This is a genomic window from Diaphorobacter aerolatus (assembly GCF_014489535.1).
Lineage (GTDB): Bacteria > Pseudomonadota > Gammaproteobacteria > Burkholderiales > Burkholderiaceae_C > Diaphorobacter_A > Diaphorobacter_A aerolatus.
Genome location: NZ_CP060783.1, coordinates 139,394 through 154,902, shown reverse-complemented (window position 1 = coordinate 154,902; position 15,509 = coordinate 139,394). Strand labels below are relative to the sequence as shown.

The 15,509-nt window shown below is 61.1% G+C and carries 14 protein-coding genes, 2 tRNA genes and 1 pseudogene; 7 read left to right on the top strand and 10 right to left on the bottom strand.

The features are described from left to right. Nucleotides 1-131: 131 nt before the first annotated feature. The 3 genes from H9K75_RS00765 to H9K75_RS00755 all read right to left on the bottom strand — a co-directional run bounded on the left by H9K75_RS00765 (nucleotide 132) and on the right by H9K75_RS00755 (nucleotide 3,493). Nucleotides 132-992: an NAD-dependent protein deacetylase gene (locus tag H9K75_RS00765; protein WP_187724396.1), complete on the bottom strand. Its 861-nt coding sequence runs from the start codon at nucleotides 990-992 to the stop codon at nucleotides 132-134. 30 nt (nucleotides 993-1,022) lie between these two features. Next, the gene (sbcB, locus tag H9K75_RS00760) at nucleotides 1,023-2,471 is read right to left on the bottom strand and encodes an exodeoxyribonuclease I (RefSeq protein ID WP_187724395.1); all 1,449 of its coding nucleotides are present in this window, start codon (nucleotides 2,469-2,471) and stop codon (nucleotides 1,023-1,025) included. A 158-nt stretch (nucleotides 2,472-2,629) separates the two neighbouring features. Then, nucleotides 2,630-3,493: a transglutaminase-like domain-containing protein gene (locus H9K75_RS00755; protein WP_187724394.1), complete on the bottom strand. Its 864-nt coding sequence runs from the start codon at nucleotides 3,491-3,493 to the stop codon at nucleotides 2,630-2,632. Nucleotides 3,494-3,771: 278 nt separating this feature from the next. Here H9K75_RS00755 and H9K75_RS00750 point away from each other — a divergent pair, with 278 nt between their 5' ends. The 4 genes from H9K75_RS00750 (at nucleotide 3,772) to H9K75_RS00735 (ending at nucleotide 5,001) form a co-directional block, all read left to right on the top strand. Continuing rightward, nucleotides 3,772-4,059, top strand: a complete 288-nt coding sequence (locus H9K75_RS00750) for a GNAT family N-acetyltransferase (protein WP_187724393.1) — start codon at nucleotides 3,772-3,774, stop codon at nucleotides 4,057-4,059. A gap of 99 nt (nucleotides 4,060-4,158) precedes the next feature. Then, entirely contained in the window at nucleotides 4,159-4,671 is a 513-nt protein-coding gene (locus H9K75_RS00745) for a hypothetical protein (RefSeq protein WP_187724392.1), read from the top strand. Nucleotides 4,672-4,799: 128 nt separating this feature from the next. After that, a tRNA-Val gene (locus H9K75_RS00740) sits at nucleotides 4,800-4,874 on the top strand. A 52-nt stretch (nucleotides 4,875-4,926) separates the two neighbouring features. Continuing rightward, nucleotides 4,927-5,001 (top strand) — tRNA-Val (locus H9K75_RS00735). A gap of 95 nt (nucleotides 5,002-5,096) precedes the next feature. Here the strand turns inward: H9K75_RS00735 and H9K75_RS00730 are convergent. The 7 genes and pseudogenes from H9K75_RS00730 to H9K75_RS00700 all read right to left on the bottom strand — a co-directional run bounded on the left by H9K75_RS00730 (nucleotide 5,097) and on the right by H9K75_RS00700 (nucleotide 12,140). Continuing rightward, complete coding sequence (locus tag H9K75_RS00730) at nucleotides 5,097-7,367, bottom strand: xanthine dehydrogenase family protein molybdopterin-binding subunit (RefSeq protein WP_187724391.1); 2,271 nt, start codon at nucleotides 7,365-7,367, stop codon at nucleotides 5,097-5,099. A gap of 36 nt (nucleotides 7,368-7,403) precedes the next feature. Beyond that, complete coding sequence (locus H9K75_RS00725) at nucleotides 7,404-7,868, bottom strand: (2Fe-2S)-binding protein (protein WP_187724390.1); 465 nt, start codon at nucleotides 7,866-7,868, stop codon at nucleotides 7,404-7,406. Between the two features lie 193 nt (nucleotides 7,869-8,061). Then, complete coding sequence (locus H9K75_RS00720) at nucleotides 8,062-8,400, bottom strand: hypothetical protein (RefSeq protein WP_187724389.1); 339 nt, start codon at nucleotides 8,398-8,400, stop codon at nucleotides 8,062-8,064. 81 nt (nucleotides 8,401-8,481) lie between these two features. Continuing rightward, a complete protein-coding gene (locus H9K75_RS00715; protein ID WP_187724388.1) occupies nucleotides 8,482-9,498 on the bottom strand; it encodes an autotransporter-associated beta strand repeat-containing protein in 1,017 nt (338 codons plus the stop codon). Nucleotides 9,499-9,503: 5 nt separating this feature from the next. Then, nucleotides 9,504-10,937: a S8 family peptidase gene (locus H9K75_RS00710; RefSeq protein WP_187724387.1), complete on the bottom strand. Its 1,434-nt coding sequence runs from the start codon at nucleotides 10,935-10,937 to the stop codon at nucleotides 9,504-9,506. Nucleotides 10,938-11,306: 369 nt separating this feature from the next. After that, nucleotides 11,307-11,935 (bottom strand): annotated as a pseudogene (gene mobA, locus H9K75_RS00705) (molybdenum cofactor guanylyltransferase MobA). Nucleotides 11,936-11,954: 19 nt separating this feature from the next. Then, entirely contained in the window at nucleotides 11,955-12,140 is a 186-nt protein-coding gene (locus H9K75_RS00700; protein WP_187726186.1) for a hypothetical protein, read from the bottom strand. A gap of 404 nt (nucleotides 12,141-12,544) precedes the next feature. Between H9K75_RS00700 and H9K75_RS00695 the strand changes: the two genes are divergently transcribed. Genes H9K75_RS00695 through napA form a run of 3 tightly spaced genes read left to right on the top strand, consistent with a single transcriptional unit; the run spans nucleotide 12,545 to nucleotide 15,495 of the window. Next, complete coding sequence (locus H9K75_RS00695) at nucleotides 12,545-12,715, top strand: periplasmic nitrate reductase, NapE protein (protein WP_187724386.1); 171 nt, start codon at nucleotides 12,545-12,547, stop codon at nucleotides 12,713-12,715. Next, a complete protein-coding gene (locus H9K75_RS00690) occupies nucleotides 12,708-13,010 on the top strand; it encodes a chaperone NapD (protein WP_226858438.1) in 303 nt (100 codons plus the stop codon). The genes H9K75_RS00695 and H9K75_RS00690 overlap by 8 nt, the downstream gene beginning before the upstream one ends. Beyond that, nucleotides 13,003-15,495, top strand: coding sequence for a periplasmic nitrate reductase subunit alpha (gene napA, locus H9K75_RS00685; RefSeq protein WP_187724385.1), 2,493 nt, complete (start codon nucleotides 13,003-13,005; stop codon nucleotides 15,493-15,495). The genes H9K75_RS00690 and napA overlap by 8 nt, the downstream gene beginning before the upstream one ends. Nucleotides 15,496-15,509 lie beyond the last annotated feature (14 nt).

Here is a 15,509-nt window from a genome sequence, read left to right as displayed (position 1 = left end):
GCCGAAAGTTTCTGCTCATCACGCATGATCGGGTCGCTTGTTCATGTTGTAGTCAATTGCGGGGCCGCTTGGTAGATGACAGCTTTGTGTCAGCCGGCGCGCGGGTATCGAACGCTACCAAGTATTTCGACTCAGCCTTGTAGGATGGAAGCGGCAGCTTGCAGGGTCGGCCCCACATCGGCCTCCAGCTTGAACAAAAAGGCGGCGTCGCCACGCGTTGCGCCGCGATTCACGGCGACGACCGGAACACCCGCATCCTGCGCGGCGAGCACGAACCGGTAACCCGAATAGACCATCAGCGACGACCCGAGCACGAGTACGCCACGCGCGTTGCGCACGGCCTCAAGGCTGCGCTGCACGCGCTCGCGCGGCACCGACTCGCCATAGAACACCACGTCGGGCTTGAGCAAACGTCCGCCGCAATGCGGGCATGGCGGAATCACGAAGTCCGAGAAGTCGACCGCTTCCAGGTCCGCATCGCCATCGGGTGCCGACAGGGCCGTCCGCTGTGCCCAGCCGGGATTGCCCGCGACGAGCGCCTCCTGCCACTGCGCGCGAGAAAAGCGCCATTCGCAGCTCATGCAGCGCACGGTATCAAGCCGCCCGTGAAGATCGACCAGCGCGGTGCTTCCAGCGGCCTCATGCAGGCCATCGACATTCTGGGTGATCAGCAGATCGACCCAGCCCTGTTGCTCCAGCTCGGCGAGGACGCGATGCGCGGCGCCCGCCCGCGCCTGACCAAAGGTTCGCCAGCCGACGAGACTGCGGGCCCAGTAACGCTGGCGCGTGTGCTCGCTGCCCATGAAGGCCTGGTAGGTCACCGGTTGCGGGCGCTTCCACTGGCCGTTCAGATCGCGATAGTCCGGGATACCGCTGGCCGTGCTCACGCCCGCTCCAGTGAGTACCACGAGACCCGCATGACGCTCGATGAATGCGGCCAGCAACGCGCCCGCACGCGCCGGATCGAGCGGCGGCGTATCAGGCGCTTGCATGGTGGGCGGCGTCATTCACTTGCGTGGTTCTCACGAGAGGTCCGGCGAAATCGACTCGGCATAGTCGTAGACGGCTTCGAGCAATCCGGCGTCGCGCTCGCTTTCGGCGCTCTCCCCCAGCTCGTCGAGCTGTGCGAACAGCATATCGAAGGTGCGCGCACCACCCATGCCGTCCACCAGCAGGTCGCGGCGCAGGCCTTCCCAGCGCTGCAGGTCCTCGGGCGACAGAGTGTCCGGAAAGTTGCGCGCGCGATAGCGCCAGAACAGTTCGGCAAGACGCGGGTCGTCGAAGCCGGTGCGTGCCGTCTTCAACTCTTCAGGCGACAGGCTGCGAAGATGATTCAGGCGGCGGCGATCCTCGTTGCCGACAAAGCCGCCGTAGAGGTCCTGATCCACGTCGAGCGCTTCCTGCTGCGGGCGAGTGAAGACCTCTTTCCAGATCGCGCTCATGTCCGGCAACTCGCGCGCAAGCTGGGCGTTGTGCGCGGCGGCCTGCATGTCGAGTCCCCAGCGCTCCGCCATCGCATCGCTGAGCGTGTTCACGTTGCCAACCACCATTGGCGACTTGTTCAGATGGATGGTCTTGATCGGCAATCTCGCCATTCCTTCGGGCAGGTCTGCCGCGCGCGTGAACATGCGAAGGCGGATCGTCTCCACATCCAGATCGGCGAGTTCGCGCGGGTCGTGCGACAGATCCCAGGCCAGAACCTCGTTCTTGTTCGTCGGGTGACTGGCAATCGGCAGCATCACCGCGAGACATCCGCGCTCCGTCGGAACCATGCCCGATACATGCAGGAACGCGCGCGCCTGATCGATCGAGGCGGGAAGCCGCAATTCCGCAACCACCCGGTCTTTCTTGTGAAGACTGAGCGCGTAATCGAACAGCTTGGGCTGGTGCTGGCGGATCAGCCGCGCCAGCGCAATGGTTGCGCGCACGTCCGACAGCGCATCGTGCGCGGCCTCGTGCGCCAGACCATTGGCCTTGGTGAGCAGTTCGAGCTTGAAGCTCACCTGCCCTTCGTCGTTGGTCGGCCATTGGATTCCATCGGGCCGAAGCGCGCGCGTCATGCGCACGACGTCGAGCAGATCCCAGCGCCCACACTGGTTCTGCCATTCGCGCGCATAGGGGTCGATGAGATTGCGCCAGAACATGAAGCGCGTGATCTCGTCGTCAAAACGGATGGTGTTGTAGCCCACGCCAATGGTGCCCGGAAACGCCAGCTCCGCTTCGATGCGCGCGGCGAACTCGGTCTCGGACAGACCCTTTTGCAGGCATAGCTGCGGCGTGATGCCGGTGATCAGGCACGACACCGGATCGGGCAGATAGTCCGGCGTCGGCTTGCAATAGAACATCAGCGGCTCGCCGATTTCATTGAGTTCGGCATCGGTACGGATCGCCGCAAACTGCGCAGGACGATCACGCCGCGTGTCGGCACCGAAGGTTTCGTAGTCGTGCCAGAGGAAAGTATGGGATTGCATGTCGGGCGGCAGAGAAAATGAACGCACTCCTGCTCGCCATACGGCGCAGGCTGCACGCCGAGTTTAGCAATCCGGAATGCGCGTGCGTAACCAGTGCCTGCGCCTCGTGATCGTCGAGGACGAATCACCGGGCAAAACCATGGCCGGCTGCAATGCGCTTAGCCGGTCGACAGCGCAAACGGCGTATGCACCGGCAGACTCCAGCCGCGCTCGGGATCTTCGATGGCTTCGACGTGAATGCGCGGCGGCGCGCTCATCACGGGGCCGAAGATGGTCGCGAACGCTACGTCGGCCGCGTCGCGTCCGGTGGCCAAGCGCATCATGCCCATGGGGATCGCCGTATTCGAAGGATCGAACAGATACCAGCGGTCGCCCATATAGACCTCGACATAGGCATGAAAGTCCGGAGGTCCGAGCGAGGGGTCGGCACCGTAATCGGTACCGCTCACGAAACGCGCAGGCAGGTTGATCGCGCGACACAGCGCAATCATCAGATGGGCAAAATCACGGCAGACGCCCACGCGCTCCAGAAGCGTGTCCACGGCGGCGGTCGTGCCCGAAGAGGTGTTCGAGCGGAACGTCACGTTCTGCTGTACCCATTCACAGATGGCCTTCGCGCGTGTGTAGCCCTGGGGTAGATAACCGAACTGATCCATCGCGAATTTCGACAATCTGTCGGATTGGCAGTAGCGGCTGGGATAGATGTACTGCAGCACATCAAGCGGCAGCCGCGCAACCGGCACTTCCGGAATCTGCGCCGGATCCACCAGGTGATGGGCGATGTCAATCGTGCTCTCGTAGCGCAATGTCAGCGGGCCGGGCCTTGCGGCGAGGCGCAGGCAGCGCTGAACCATTCCGTCTGTCAACTGGATTTCCCAGTTGGCATCGGGCTGGCTCACGGTCAGATTCTCCGATGCGACATGCTGCTGCGCGGTTTCGGCCGGGTGAATGTAGAAGAAGAAATCCGCGCCGGGATCGGCCACCGTGTAGCTCAGTTCCAGTTGATATTGCAGTCTTACCATGTCTATCTCGGGCCACCAGAACTTCGGGGAATATTCCTCCCACTCGCAAAACAACTGCGTCCGTGTCACGCATGCTGGTTTGCCAAAGGAATCATGCGTGTACGTGAGTATTCGCTTCTGGACGCCGATTCGCTGTAGGCAAAAATCATCAGCCTGTGCAGTCACATGCAGGAAATCCGGCGCGCGAGCGCCCACCATTCGCGGGTATCGTCAGTCGTTTGCGCAGGGACATTGGTCGTCATGTATCCTCATCCGCACACAAACACACTCATTTTCCTATGCAAAATCCGGTTCAACACGAAGAAAGCCCAACCAAGGGCGCGTTCTACATCGACCGTGACGGCGAACGCGTCGCCGAGATGAGCTATAGCCGCACGAACGAACACATGATCATCATCGATCACACCAACGTCGATGATTCTCTGCGTGGACAGGGCGTGGCCCGCCAGTTGCTCGACGCGCTCGTCGCCTGGGCGCGCGGCACGCATACCAAGGTGCTGCCGCTGTGCGCCTATGCGAAGGCGCAGTTCGACAAGGATCCCTCGATTCGCGACTTGCTCGCCTGAATCGGCAGAGGGCTCGTCACCAACGCGGCGCGTTGGTGGGCGTAAGCGCATGCAAGCCGTTTGCTGTATAACCAGCAAATACCACTCCACCAGCGAATCGTGTCTTCCGCAGAAGCCCTCCAAAACCTCGAGCAGGTGCTCGAACAATCCGGCATTCAGGCAGGCATCACGCTCCTCAACGCCCGCGTCGCGCACCGCTATACCTGCGTATACCAACTCAAGGGCAACGTCCTCAAAAGCCTCTACCTGTGCGACAAGCTCGGCGAATTGACGCCCGAGTCACTCCAATCCGTACCGCTTGAGGACAGCTTTTGCCAATTCATGCTACGCGACGGCATCTTCGCTACGTTCAGTTCAAGCCACGATGAGCGCGTGGACGATGTCAAGGCCGCCGACGCGTTTGAAGCCTACGTGGGCGTGCCGCTGCTCGACAGATTCGGTGATCTGTTCGGCACGCTGTGCCACATCGACAGGAAAGCACTCGATCTCTCCGCAGAGGAATTTTCGATTCTCGAAAAATCGGCGCGATTGATCTCCCGCCACGTGGAGCGCGCACTGATTGCTGCCGGTGCCATCGAGCCGACCAAGGTGCTCCCAGCCGCGCAGGTTTGAGTGACTCAGGCACCCTGCCCCAGCCATTCTGAGACGTCTGCCTGGCGAATAATTCCCGGCTTCCGGGAATACGTGCAAATTTCATGCGCTATAATCGATGGCTTGGCGCAAACAACTCGGCGTCAAACGGGTGATTAGCTCAGCGGTAGAGCACTGCCTTCACACGGCAGGGGTCACATGTTCGATCCATGTATCACCCACCAGTTTTTTCATTTGCTCCATATCGTTGCCGCATGGCGGCGTATCGGGGCAAATGGGTGATTAGCTCAGCGGTAGAGCACTGCCTTCACACGGCAGGGGTCACATGTTCGATCCATGTATCACCCACCAATCGCAAAAATGCCTCTTGAATTCCGGATTCAAGAGGCATTTTTGTTGGGCGCTTCAATGATCGCGACCGGCGACGGTATCGCCGGACGTTTTCATCAAGCCAGCTTGAATGGCAACTCGCGCGGCACCTTGCCCGTCAGCGCCGCGATGGCATTGGCGAACGCGGGTGCCAGCGGCGGCACGCCTGGCTCACCCATGCCGGTGGGCGCGTCGGCGCTCGGAACGATGTGGACCGCGATCTCGGGCATGTCGGTCAGGCGGGCCACGACGTAGTCGCCAAAATTGCTCTGCTCGACCTGTCCGTCCTTGAAGGTGATGGCCGCGCCGGGCAGGCACATGCCAAGACCCATCAGCGCACCGCCCTGCACCTGCGCCTCGACCCCGCGAGGGTTCACCGCGAGATTGCAGTGCACGCCGGCGGTCACCCGGTGCAGCTTTGGCGTGCCGTCCTTCACCGATGCCTCGACGACGTAGGCAACGACGGAATCGAACGACTCATGCACCGCAACGCCCCAGCCGCGACCCTCGGCGAGTGCGCGTTTGCCGTAGCCGGATTTCTCCACCGCCAGTTGCAACGCGGCCTTGTGGCGCGGGTGCTTGCTGCCGAACTGCGCCAGACGATATTCGACCGGATCCTGCTTCGCGGCGCGCGCGATTTCGTCGATCAGGGTTTCCATCACATAGGCCGTATGCGTGGAGCCCACACTGCGCCACCAGAGCACGGGCGCATTCAGATCGGGATGGTGGGCCGACAGCCGCATCGGCAGATCGTAGGGCTCCTTCATGCCCTCGACCGCCGTGTTGTCCACGCCGTTCTTGATCATGAAACCCTCGAACGCAGTGCCCTTGGCAAGCGACTGCCCGACGATCACGTGATCCCACGCCACGACCTTGCCCTGCTCATCCAGACCGATCTCTGCGCGGTGCACATGCATCGGACGGTAGTAGCCGCCCTTCACGTCGTCCTCGCGGCTCCAGATCATTCGCACCGGCGCATCGATGCCCGCAGCGCGTGTCGCCTCGGCGATCTGGCAGGCCTCGGCCACATAGTCGCTGGACGGCGTGGCACGCCGCCCGAAGCCCCCGCCGGCCATCTGAACATTCACGCGCACGTTCTGCGGCGGCACGCCCAGCACGCGTGACGCCGTGGCGACCTCCCAGCCCGGAGCCTGCGTGCCGAGCCACAATTCGGCCTTGGCGTCCTGGCCCGAGCCGGTGATGCGCACCGTGCAGTTCAAAGGCTCCATGGGCGTGTGCGCGAGATACGGGAATACATATTTCGCGCTGATCCTGCGCGCCGCACTGCCGAGCCCGGTGACATCGGCATCGAACCTGATCGCTCCGGTCTTCTGCGCCAGTTCGCGGTACTGCACGAGCTGCCTGGCGGAATCCACCTTGCCAACGCCCGCGTCGTCCCATTGAACCTTCAATGCGTCACGTCCCTGCTTCGCCGCCCAGTAGCCTTCGGCCACCACGGCGACGACCTCACCACCGAGCACGCTCGGCACACGCAGCACCGCGCGCACACCCTTGACCGCCTTGGCGGCCGCATCGTCCACCGACTGGATCTTGCTGCCAAAGACCGGCGGATGCGCCACCACGGCGGTGAGCATCCCCGGCAGATGCATGTCGATGCCGTAGGGCTGCGTGCCGCTCGACTTGGCGCGTGCATCGATGCGTCCCGTCGCATGGCCGATGATGCGAAAGTCCTTGGGATTCTTCAAGCTAACCTGTTGCGGCACGGGCAGCATCATCGCCGCATCGGCCAGTTCTCCATAGCCGAGCTTCTGGCCGCGCGGACCGATCACCTGACCGGACTGCGTGCGCAGCGACTGCGCGTCCACGCCCCAGCGCCTGGCAGCCGCCGCCACCAGCATCGCGCGCGTACGCGCACCCAGTTCGCGATATTGCGTGTAGGAGTTCTTGATCGAGCCCGAACCGCCCGTCAGATGAAAGCCCATGACGGGATCGGCATAGGCGGGATCGGCGTTTCCATGCACGCTGCGCACCTTGGACCAGTCCGCGTCAAGCTCCTCGGCCAGCACCATCGGCAGGCCGGTCTGCACGCCCTGGCCAAAGTCCAGACGGTTGATCGTGACCGTGACGATGCCGTCGCGATCGATCTTCACGAACGCGGCAGGCTGCTGCGTCGGCTTGAGTCCGTTGGTGGCAATGGCTGCATCGCCACCGGCCTGCGCCAGCGCGGCCAGCGGGAACGCGCCAAGCGCAAACCCGGACGCCGTGGCGATCTTGAGAAAACCGCGACGTTCAAGCTGCGCGCCCTCGGCCTTCGCATGTGTGGGCTCGACAGCCAGCGCACGCAGGCCCTGCGGCAGATCGGCGAGAAGATGGTGGGGAATATGCATGAAACGGCTCCGTCTTTTGCTTCGTTATTTCTGGCGTCAGACGGAAAGCGTCTTGGCAGCATCGTGGATCGCGGCGCGAATGCGCACGTAGGTGCCGCAGCGGCAGATATTGCCCGCCATTGCCGCATCGATGTCGGCATCGCTGGGCTTCGCATTGCCCTTGAGCAGCGCGGTCGCGCTCATGATCTGGCCGCTTTGGCAGTAGCCGCACTGCGCCACGTCGTTGCGCACCCAGGCGTCCTCGACCGCCTTGCCGATCTTGTCAGTGGCCTGCGCCTCGATGGTCGTAATCTGTTGACCCGCCGCGGCCGACACCGGCGTGACGCACGAACGGATCGCCTGACCATTGAGGTGCACCGTGCAGGCGCCACACAGCGCCATGCCGCAGCCGAACTTGGTTCCGGTCATGCCGAGAGAATCGCGCAGGGTCCAGAGAATGGGGGTGGAGGGATCGACATCGACCGAGGTCGGCTTGCCGTTGAGGGTGAACTGGACAGTCATGGAGCGGGCTCTCTCGTGGTGGGATTGCAGTCTTTCGTTTGGCGCCCTGCCCGCGCAGTGTGCGGCAGGCGATGCCAAAGAAAAGTCGTCTTATCTATATAAGCTATTATTATTTGCTTAGCAATAGTAGACATGAAACCCAAAATCCTCGCCTCGCTTGCGGCCTTTGAGCCGGTGGCCGAGCAGCGCCAAGTCAAGGCATCTTCGTGAGCGCCACGGGCACGGATGATTTGATGTCTTCGTTCTTGCAACCCTTCGCAGGGTCCCATGCCGCAGACACGGAGAAACCGGGCGCCAGAATCACGGCGGACGTGACGGACTTGCCATCCCAGTCGGTCACCTTGTCCTTGGCATTCACCACCTGCATGGCCTCCAACTGCCCGCCCGGACTGTTCAGGACTTCGCAGGTGACCTGGTTCGACAACTGCGTGTTGTTGTTGATGCGCTGGACAAAGTAGGCCGTGAAGCCTTCCGCATTGGCAAAGGAACATGCAAACAGCGCAGCCATTGCGACGATAGAGCGATTTTTCATTGGGTACTCCTTATCCCTGATGCGAGATTTCAAGATCGTCTCGCGTCAGGAAATTGTTCATCTTCTCAGGCACTCAGGCACTCAGGCATTCAGGAATCTCTTGCGACGCGAGAAGAACGCCGCGAATGCTGCGAGCAAGCCCGACAACGCGCCAAGACCCCAGACGCCCATGACCGGCACAGCCTGCGGAGCAACCGGCGCAGGAACGGCCGCGAGAGTCACCGTACCTCCGTCTATCGCGAGGCTATAGCTCGTACCAAGATAGCTGATCGGCGCGCTCAGTGCAAAGCTTCCCACTGGGATCGGTTGCGTGCTCGTTATCAGAGGCACGCCAACCAGCAACGCGGGATCGACTTCACCGGCCAGCGACAAGAGCGTCGTGCCGCTGATGGACCCGGTGATGACGATCTGGTCTGCAATGACGGCGGCCGCCTTGGGAGCCACCGCACCGTCTTTGGATTGAGCCTTCGCCGGGGCCGGCGCAACATCCAGTCGTACCTCGCCTCGTTGACCATCCCAGGGCCCGTTGACTGTCAGAACCTGTCCGGCGATTCCGTCCGCAAGCGTGGTCGTGCCCGCATTCGCAAGTCCTGCGACGCTTGCGTCTCCGCTCGGCGTCACATCGAAGACCGCACTGACGGCCACGCTGACCGGACTGTTGGCAAGCGCTGCGGCCACGCCGGTCCTGAGCACCCCGCCGCGAATCTCGGTATTGCCGGTGTACGTGTTGGCGCCGGAAAGGGTCAAGGTGCCTCCACCGGTCTTGATCAGATGGGCGGCATAGTCGGCACTGGTCTTGGCGCTGAGTACGTTGATCCGCTTTTCCCAGGCCGTGACTGCGGTATCGATCACGTCGTTTTCCATCTTGATGAAACGAGCGGCCAGCTCCGCGCCGGTGAGCCCGGCGGTCAGCGTGTTCAGCCGCGCCAACGTCCAGTTCGTCGTCGTGGCGGTGTAATCCGCGATGAGCTGCTGGTACATGCGCTCACCATAGACCGAGGCGCGCAACGGAGTACGGAAGGAACTGATTTCAGCCGTGGGGCGCCTGTTCTCAGCCGCCGTCACCATCTTGGTCATCAAATCCAGCAGAACAGGCATTTCGGTCACCCAATCCGCAGGGGCGGAGCACTGGTCTCCTGTTTCTTGTCCGCCAGCAATTTGGCCTTGTTGGCCGGCCATTCGGCAATCTCGGCGGCCTCATCGAGTTGGCGCTGCTGCATCGCCGTCTGCGTGATGGGGTTGGTCCAAACGTCGTTTTGGCCTTGGGGCAGTTCCGCCTGGAAGCTGCCCAGCAACTGCCCAGGACCCGACATTGCCTTGTCGAGATCAGGGACGCCCCAGCCGAACCTGACATTGGGGACCGCGGCGTCACCATCCCCCAGATGCTTGGCGGTGGTCAGCAAAATGGTGCGCACCGCCTCATTGGACAACGTGGGATAGCGCTCCATCAACAGACCCATCGCTCCCGTCACATGCGGCGCAGCCATCGACGTTCCGGACGAGGCCTGGTAGCCCGTTGCACTGCTCACGGAAAGACTGTTGATGGTGCTTCCTGGCGCAGAAATGCACCAGTACTTCGCCATGCCGCATTGATTCGAGAAGGATGCAAGCGTGTTGGTCGCGGTCAGCGCCGGCACCGCAATCCAGCGGTTTTCCAGATCGGGCTCGAAGAACGGTAGCGCCGAACGAATGTTGACATTCGCGAAACCGGTGTTTCCGGCCGCGAACACCTGCACGACGGGACGCGCACGCGTGATTTCGCCCGCTGCCTGCAGCCAGGTTTTCTTGCCCGCGAGCAGGAAGTAGCGGCTGTATACCGTGGTGGTCAACTGGACCGTATTGGTCGTGGACGTGAGCCCGGGAGAACCCCAGCTGCTGTTGATGACGCGAACCTTTTCATCGACGAGCTTGCTGTAGGCCGCGTGGAAGAAGTTGTAGTCCACGTTCGGGCCGTAAATGGCCGAATCGTTGCCGTTCGTGTTGCTGATGTAGTAGTCGCTCTTGAAAGCGATGCCCATCATTCCGACCGCGCGGCCCTGAGCGTCGGTGGTGGTTCCATTTCTCGCCGCGGCAATCGTGCCGGACACGTGGCTTCCATGGTTGTCGTTGATCGGAGGTGTGTACTCGCCGGTGACGTTGAAGCTGCCGCCCGCAACCCACGGGGTCTGGGGCGGCGGATTGGGAATGTTGGCGCCGTCATTCAGGTATACGCCCTGATTAGGCACCAGGCCCAGTTGAATGCCATCGACCTGCCGGGTCGCAAATTCAGGATGCGCGGTCTTGAGGCCCGAATCGACCGAGCCCAGCTTGATTCCCTTTCCGGTGAAACCCCGGGCATAGGCAAACTGCGTATTCATGGCGGCCTGGCCGTAGTTGCCCTTGAATTCGGCGTCACCCGCCCAGGTCGCCGCAGCCGCTGCCAAATCGGTCGCTGCGCTGCCGTCCGCATTGACAAAACCCTGGGCGTGCACCGCCGTCAGGGCCAACGGCGTCAAGGCGATGACGACTGCACCATGAATCACGCTGCTGCGAAACATTGACGCTGAACGCGTTTGATTCGCGCAAGCAAGTGGAATACCCGGCATGAACGGACCTCCAAGGAGTGTGAGTGCAGAAACGACAATGCGAATCCTGAGCAACCGCCCGCGCGGTATTTGTCAGGATCGTTCCCGCGAAGCTGGGACTTGCAACGAGAACTGAACTGTCAAAAAGTATCAACGCTACAAAAATGACCGTCCATGAATGGATACCAGCTATCCAATTGAGCCAAAGTTGGTGTAGATCAATAAATTTTGGCGAGCTTTCACTATGAGCACGCAGAACAGGGTCGCCGAAAGCTCGTCCGTTCCCCCGCCGAATCGAATTTGCAAGCGATTGTGAAAAGGCCGAATCAACCGTCCGCGCACTCAAGCGTCAATGAAAGGCGGGCCGGGTTCCTGGAATTGCAGTTGCCGCAACTCATCCAGCGTGTTCGCATTGAAGAACGCCTTGCCATCATCGAATGGCACTTTCACAGTGCGATGTTGTGCGGTCCATTGGCCGAATTTGCGTTCGCCGGCATGCAGAAACCTGACGAGACTGTCGATCAGATCGGTACGCAGCAGACAGAACACGGGTTGCGGGCGCAGTTCGCCGCCTTCAAGAGTTGCAACCATCGCGATGTCCGCTTCCTCGGCCATTGCCGCCCGGGCCAGGCGCTCCACTACGTCCCCCGGAAAGTTTGGTGTGTCGCATGGCACGGTGACGAGCCAGCGGGTTTTGGCGCGTTCCATTCCCGTCAACAGTCCGGCAAGCGGCCCTGCGTAGCCGTCGAATGAATCCGGCCACACGGGCACGCCCATGGCTTCGTAGTCGGCGCGGTTGCGGTTGGCGCTGATCATCGTGAACCCTACCTGGGGTTGCAGGCGGCGCAGCGCATGGAGCGCAAGCGGCGTGCCGCCGAGATTTTGCAAGCCCTTGTCCACGCCCCCATCCGGCTGCCGCGCCCACCTGCAAGCACCAGGCCGGTGATCTCTTCACGTGCGATGTAACTCATTGCCGTGTCTGTCTCCCTGTCAAAAAAAGATGCGCTCATGCTTGCAGAAGATTGAAGGCCGCGCGCCGACATCGGGTATCTGCGCCGCCATTTTGCCTGCGCCGCTGATGGGCTTGAACAAGGCGTGGTAATCGGACTCGGAATTCTGAACCCGTGGCATTTCACTGGCGATTTTCCGAATATTGAAAATGGATGCGTAAATCACAAAAACAAAAAGGCTTCAAATTTATTTTGACGCAGTGTGATATCACCGGATAAGCGCGACATTAATTTCAACGCTGAAGAAAAATATTCCCTTTCAATACGGAACGAGAGCACGCATTGCGCTGCAAGTAGCGTATCCGGGACCTTCTTTTTGGTGATTCACTCAAAAATTTCTGCTGTTGTTTCAAAAAATAAATGTGCCAATGATTATGCTTGATAGCTCTTGATTGAAATTGAATTAACAAACAAATGACACTTTGATCCATATCAACCTTCCAGGCAATATAACGATATCCGGCACTTAGCCTGCAAAGCGACGCGTGGTAAGTTACGACTTAGACATTCCCTAATGTTGAATTGCATTAGTAGGTTTATTCACAAAAGTGTCCAGGAAATGGATTTGTCATGTCCACGCACAAAAGCTCCACGGCCCCCTCCACAAAATCGGAAGAACGTCGCAGTTTTGCATTTCTGACTATCGTAATGGCCCCAGTGCTATCAGGATTGCTGATAGCGGCCTACGGTTTTCTGGTCTGGTTTTATCAAATGCTGTTTTCCGGCCCGCCCCATGCGTGAGTCCGAAAACGAAGGCAGGCTCAGTGAGGAACTGCACATCACCAGCCTGGTGGTGCATGTCGTGCCAGACCAGCTTTCTGCCGTGGTGAACCGGCTCTCCGAAGTGGGCGATCTGCAGGTGCATGGCACCCATCCCAGCGGAAAACTGGTGGTCACGCTCGAAGCGCCACGAGCCGGCGTGATTCTGGATCGGGTTGCCCAGATCCAGCAAATTCCAGGCGTCATCAACGCCTCTCTCGTTTATCAACATGCCGATTCACGGCAATCTTTCGATATTGGAGCAAGTCATGACTAGCAACAGACGTGATTTCGTACGTCAATCCGCAGCGGCAGCCGCCGGTGCCGTTGCCGGTATTCCCATCCAGGTGCTTGCGCAGGACGCAAGCCCCACACCCGACGCTTCGCTCAAATGGTCCAAGGCCCCCTGCCGCTTCTGCGGGACGGGCTGCGGCGTGATGGTGGCTGTCAAGGACAACCGCGTGGTTGCCACGCAGGGCGACCCCGAGGCCGAAGTGAATCGTGGCCTCAATTGCGTCAAGGGCTACTTTCTCTCCAAGATCATGTACGGCGCGGACCGTCTCACCGAGCCGCTGCTGCGCATGAAGAACGGCCAGTACGCCAAGGACGGCGAGTTCCAGCGCGTCTCGTGGGACAAGGCGTTCGACGTGATGGCCGAAAAGTTCAAGCAGGCGCTCAAGGACAAGGGGCCGTCGGGCGTCGGCATGTTCGGCTCGGGCCAGTGGACGGTGTGGGAAGGCTATGCGGCCGCCAAGCTGTTCAAGGCCGGTTTCCGCTCCAACAACATCGACCCGAACGCGCGCCACTGCATGGCATCGGCGGTGGCCGGTTTCATGCGCACCTTCGGCATGGACGAGCCGATGGGCTGCTACGACGACATCGAAGCCACCGACACCTTCGTGCTGTGGGGCTCGAACATGGCCGAGATGCACCCCGTGCTTTGGACCCGCGTGACCGATCGCCGCCTGAGCACACCCGGCGTCAAGGTGGCCGTGCTGTCCACGTTCGAGCACCGTTCATATGAACTCGCCGACATCGAACTGACCTTTAAACCCCAGACCGATCTGGCGATCCTCAACTACATCGCCAACTACATCATCACGAACGGCAAGGTGAACAAGGACTTCATCGGCAAGCACGTGAACTTCAAGCTCGGCAACCCGGACATCGGCTACGGCCTGCGCCCGGAACATCCGTTGCAGAAGGCTGCCAAGAACGCGGGCGACGCGAACGGCGCCAAGCCGATGACGTTCGACGAGTTCGCCAAGTTCGTCTCGACCTATACGCTGGAATACACCGCCGGACTGTCGGGCGTTCCGGCCAGTCGCCTCAAGGCGCTGGCCGAAATGTATGCCGATCCCAAGCGCAAGGTGATGTCGTTCTGGACCATGGGCTTCAACCAGCACACACGCGGTGTGTGGGCCAACAACATGGTCTACAACATTCACCTGCTGACCGGCAAGATCTCCACGCCGGGCAACAGCCCGTTCTCGCTGACCGGCCAGCCATCGGCATGCGGCACGGCGCGCGAGGTGGGCACGTTCTCGCACCGCCTGCCGGCCGACATGGTGGTCACCAACCCGGAGCACCGCAAGTCCACCGAGAAGATCTGGAAGCTGCCCGATGGCACGATTCCGGCCAAGCCCGGCTACCATGCCGTGCTGCAGAACCGCATGCTCAAGGACGGCCAGCTCAATGCCTATTGGGTCATGGTCAACAACAACATGCAGGCCGGCCCCAATCTCGTCGAGGAGGGCTATCCGGGCTACCGCAATCCGGCCAACTTCATCGTTGTGTCGGACGCCTACCCCACGGTCACCGCCGTGGCGGCCGACCTGATCCTGCCCACGGCCATGTGGGTGGAGAAGGAAGGCGCGTACGGCAATGCCGAGCGTCGCACGCACTTCTGGCATGAACTGGTGAAGGCGCCGGGCGAAGCGCGCTCCGATCTGTGGCAGCTCATGGAATTTTCCAAGCGCTTCAAGATGGAGGAAGTCTGGCCCGAGGAACTGCTCGCCAAGGCACCCGAGTATCGCGGCAAGACCATGTACGACGTGCTGTTCCGCAACGGACAGGTCGACAAGTACCCGCTCTCCGACATCGACAAGGCCTACAACAACCATGAATCCGAAGCGTTCGGTTTCTATGCGCAAAAGGGTCTGTTCGAGGAGTACGCGGCCTTCGGTCGCGGCCACGGCCACGATCTGGCTCCGTTCGACGAGTACCACAGGGTGCGCGGTCTGCGCTGGCCCGTGGTCGATGGCAAGGAAACGCGCTGGCGTTATCGCGAAGGCACCGACCCGTATGTGAAGGCCGGCGCGGGCTATCAGTTCTATGGTCATCCGGACAACAAGGCGATCATCTTCGCCCTGCCCTACGAGCCCGCAGCGGAGTCGCCCGACAAGGAGTTCCCGTTCTGGCTTTCCACCGGTCGCGTGCTTGAACACTGGCACTCGGGCTCGATGACACGGCGCGTGCCTGAGCTGCACAAGGCGGTTCCCAATGCGCTGTGCTACATGCATCCCGAAGACGCGAAGGCGCTGGGCCTGCGTCGCGGCAGCGAAGTGGAAGTGGCCTCACGCCGTGGCGCGATCCGCACACGCGTCGAAACACGCGGACGCAACAAGCCGCCGCGTGGTCTGGTCTACGTGCCGTGGTTCGATGCCAGCCAGCTGATCAACAAGGTCACGCTGGATGCGACCGATCCGATCTCGTTGCAGACGGATTTCAAGAAATGCGCGGTGAAGCTCACCAAGGTCTAGTGCAGGAGAAAAGA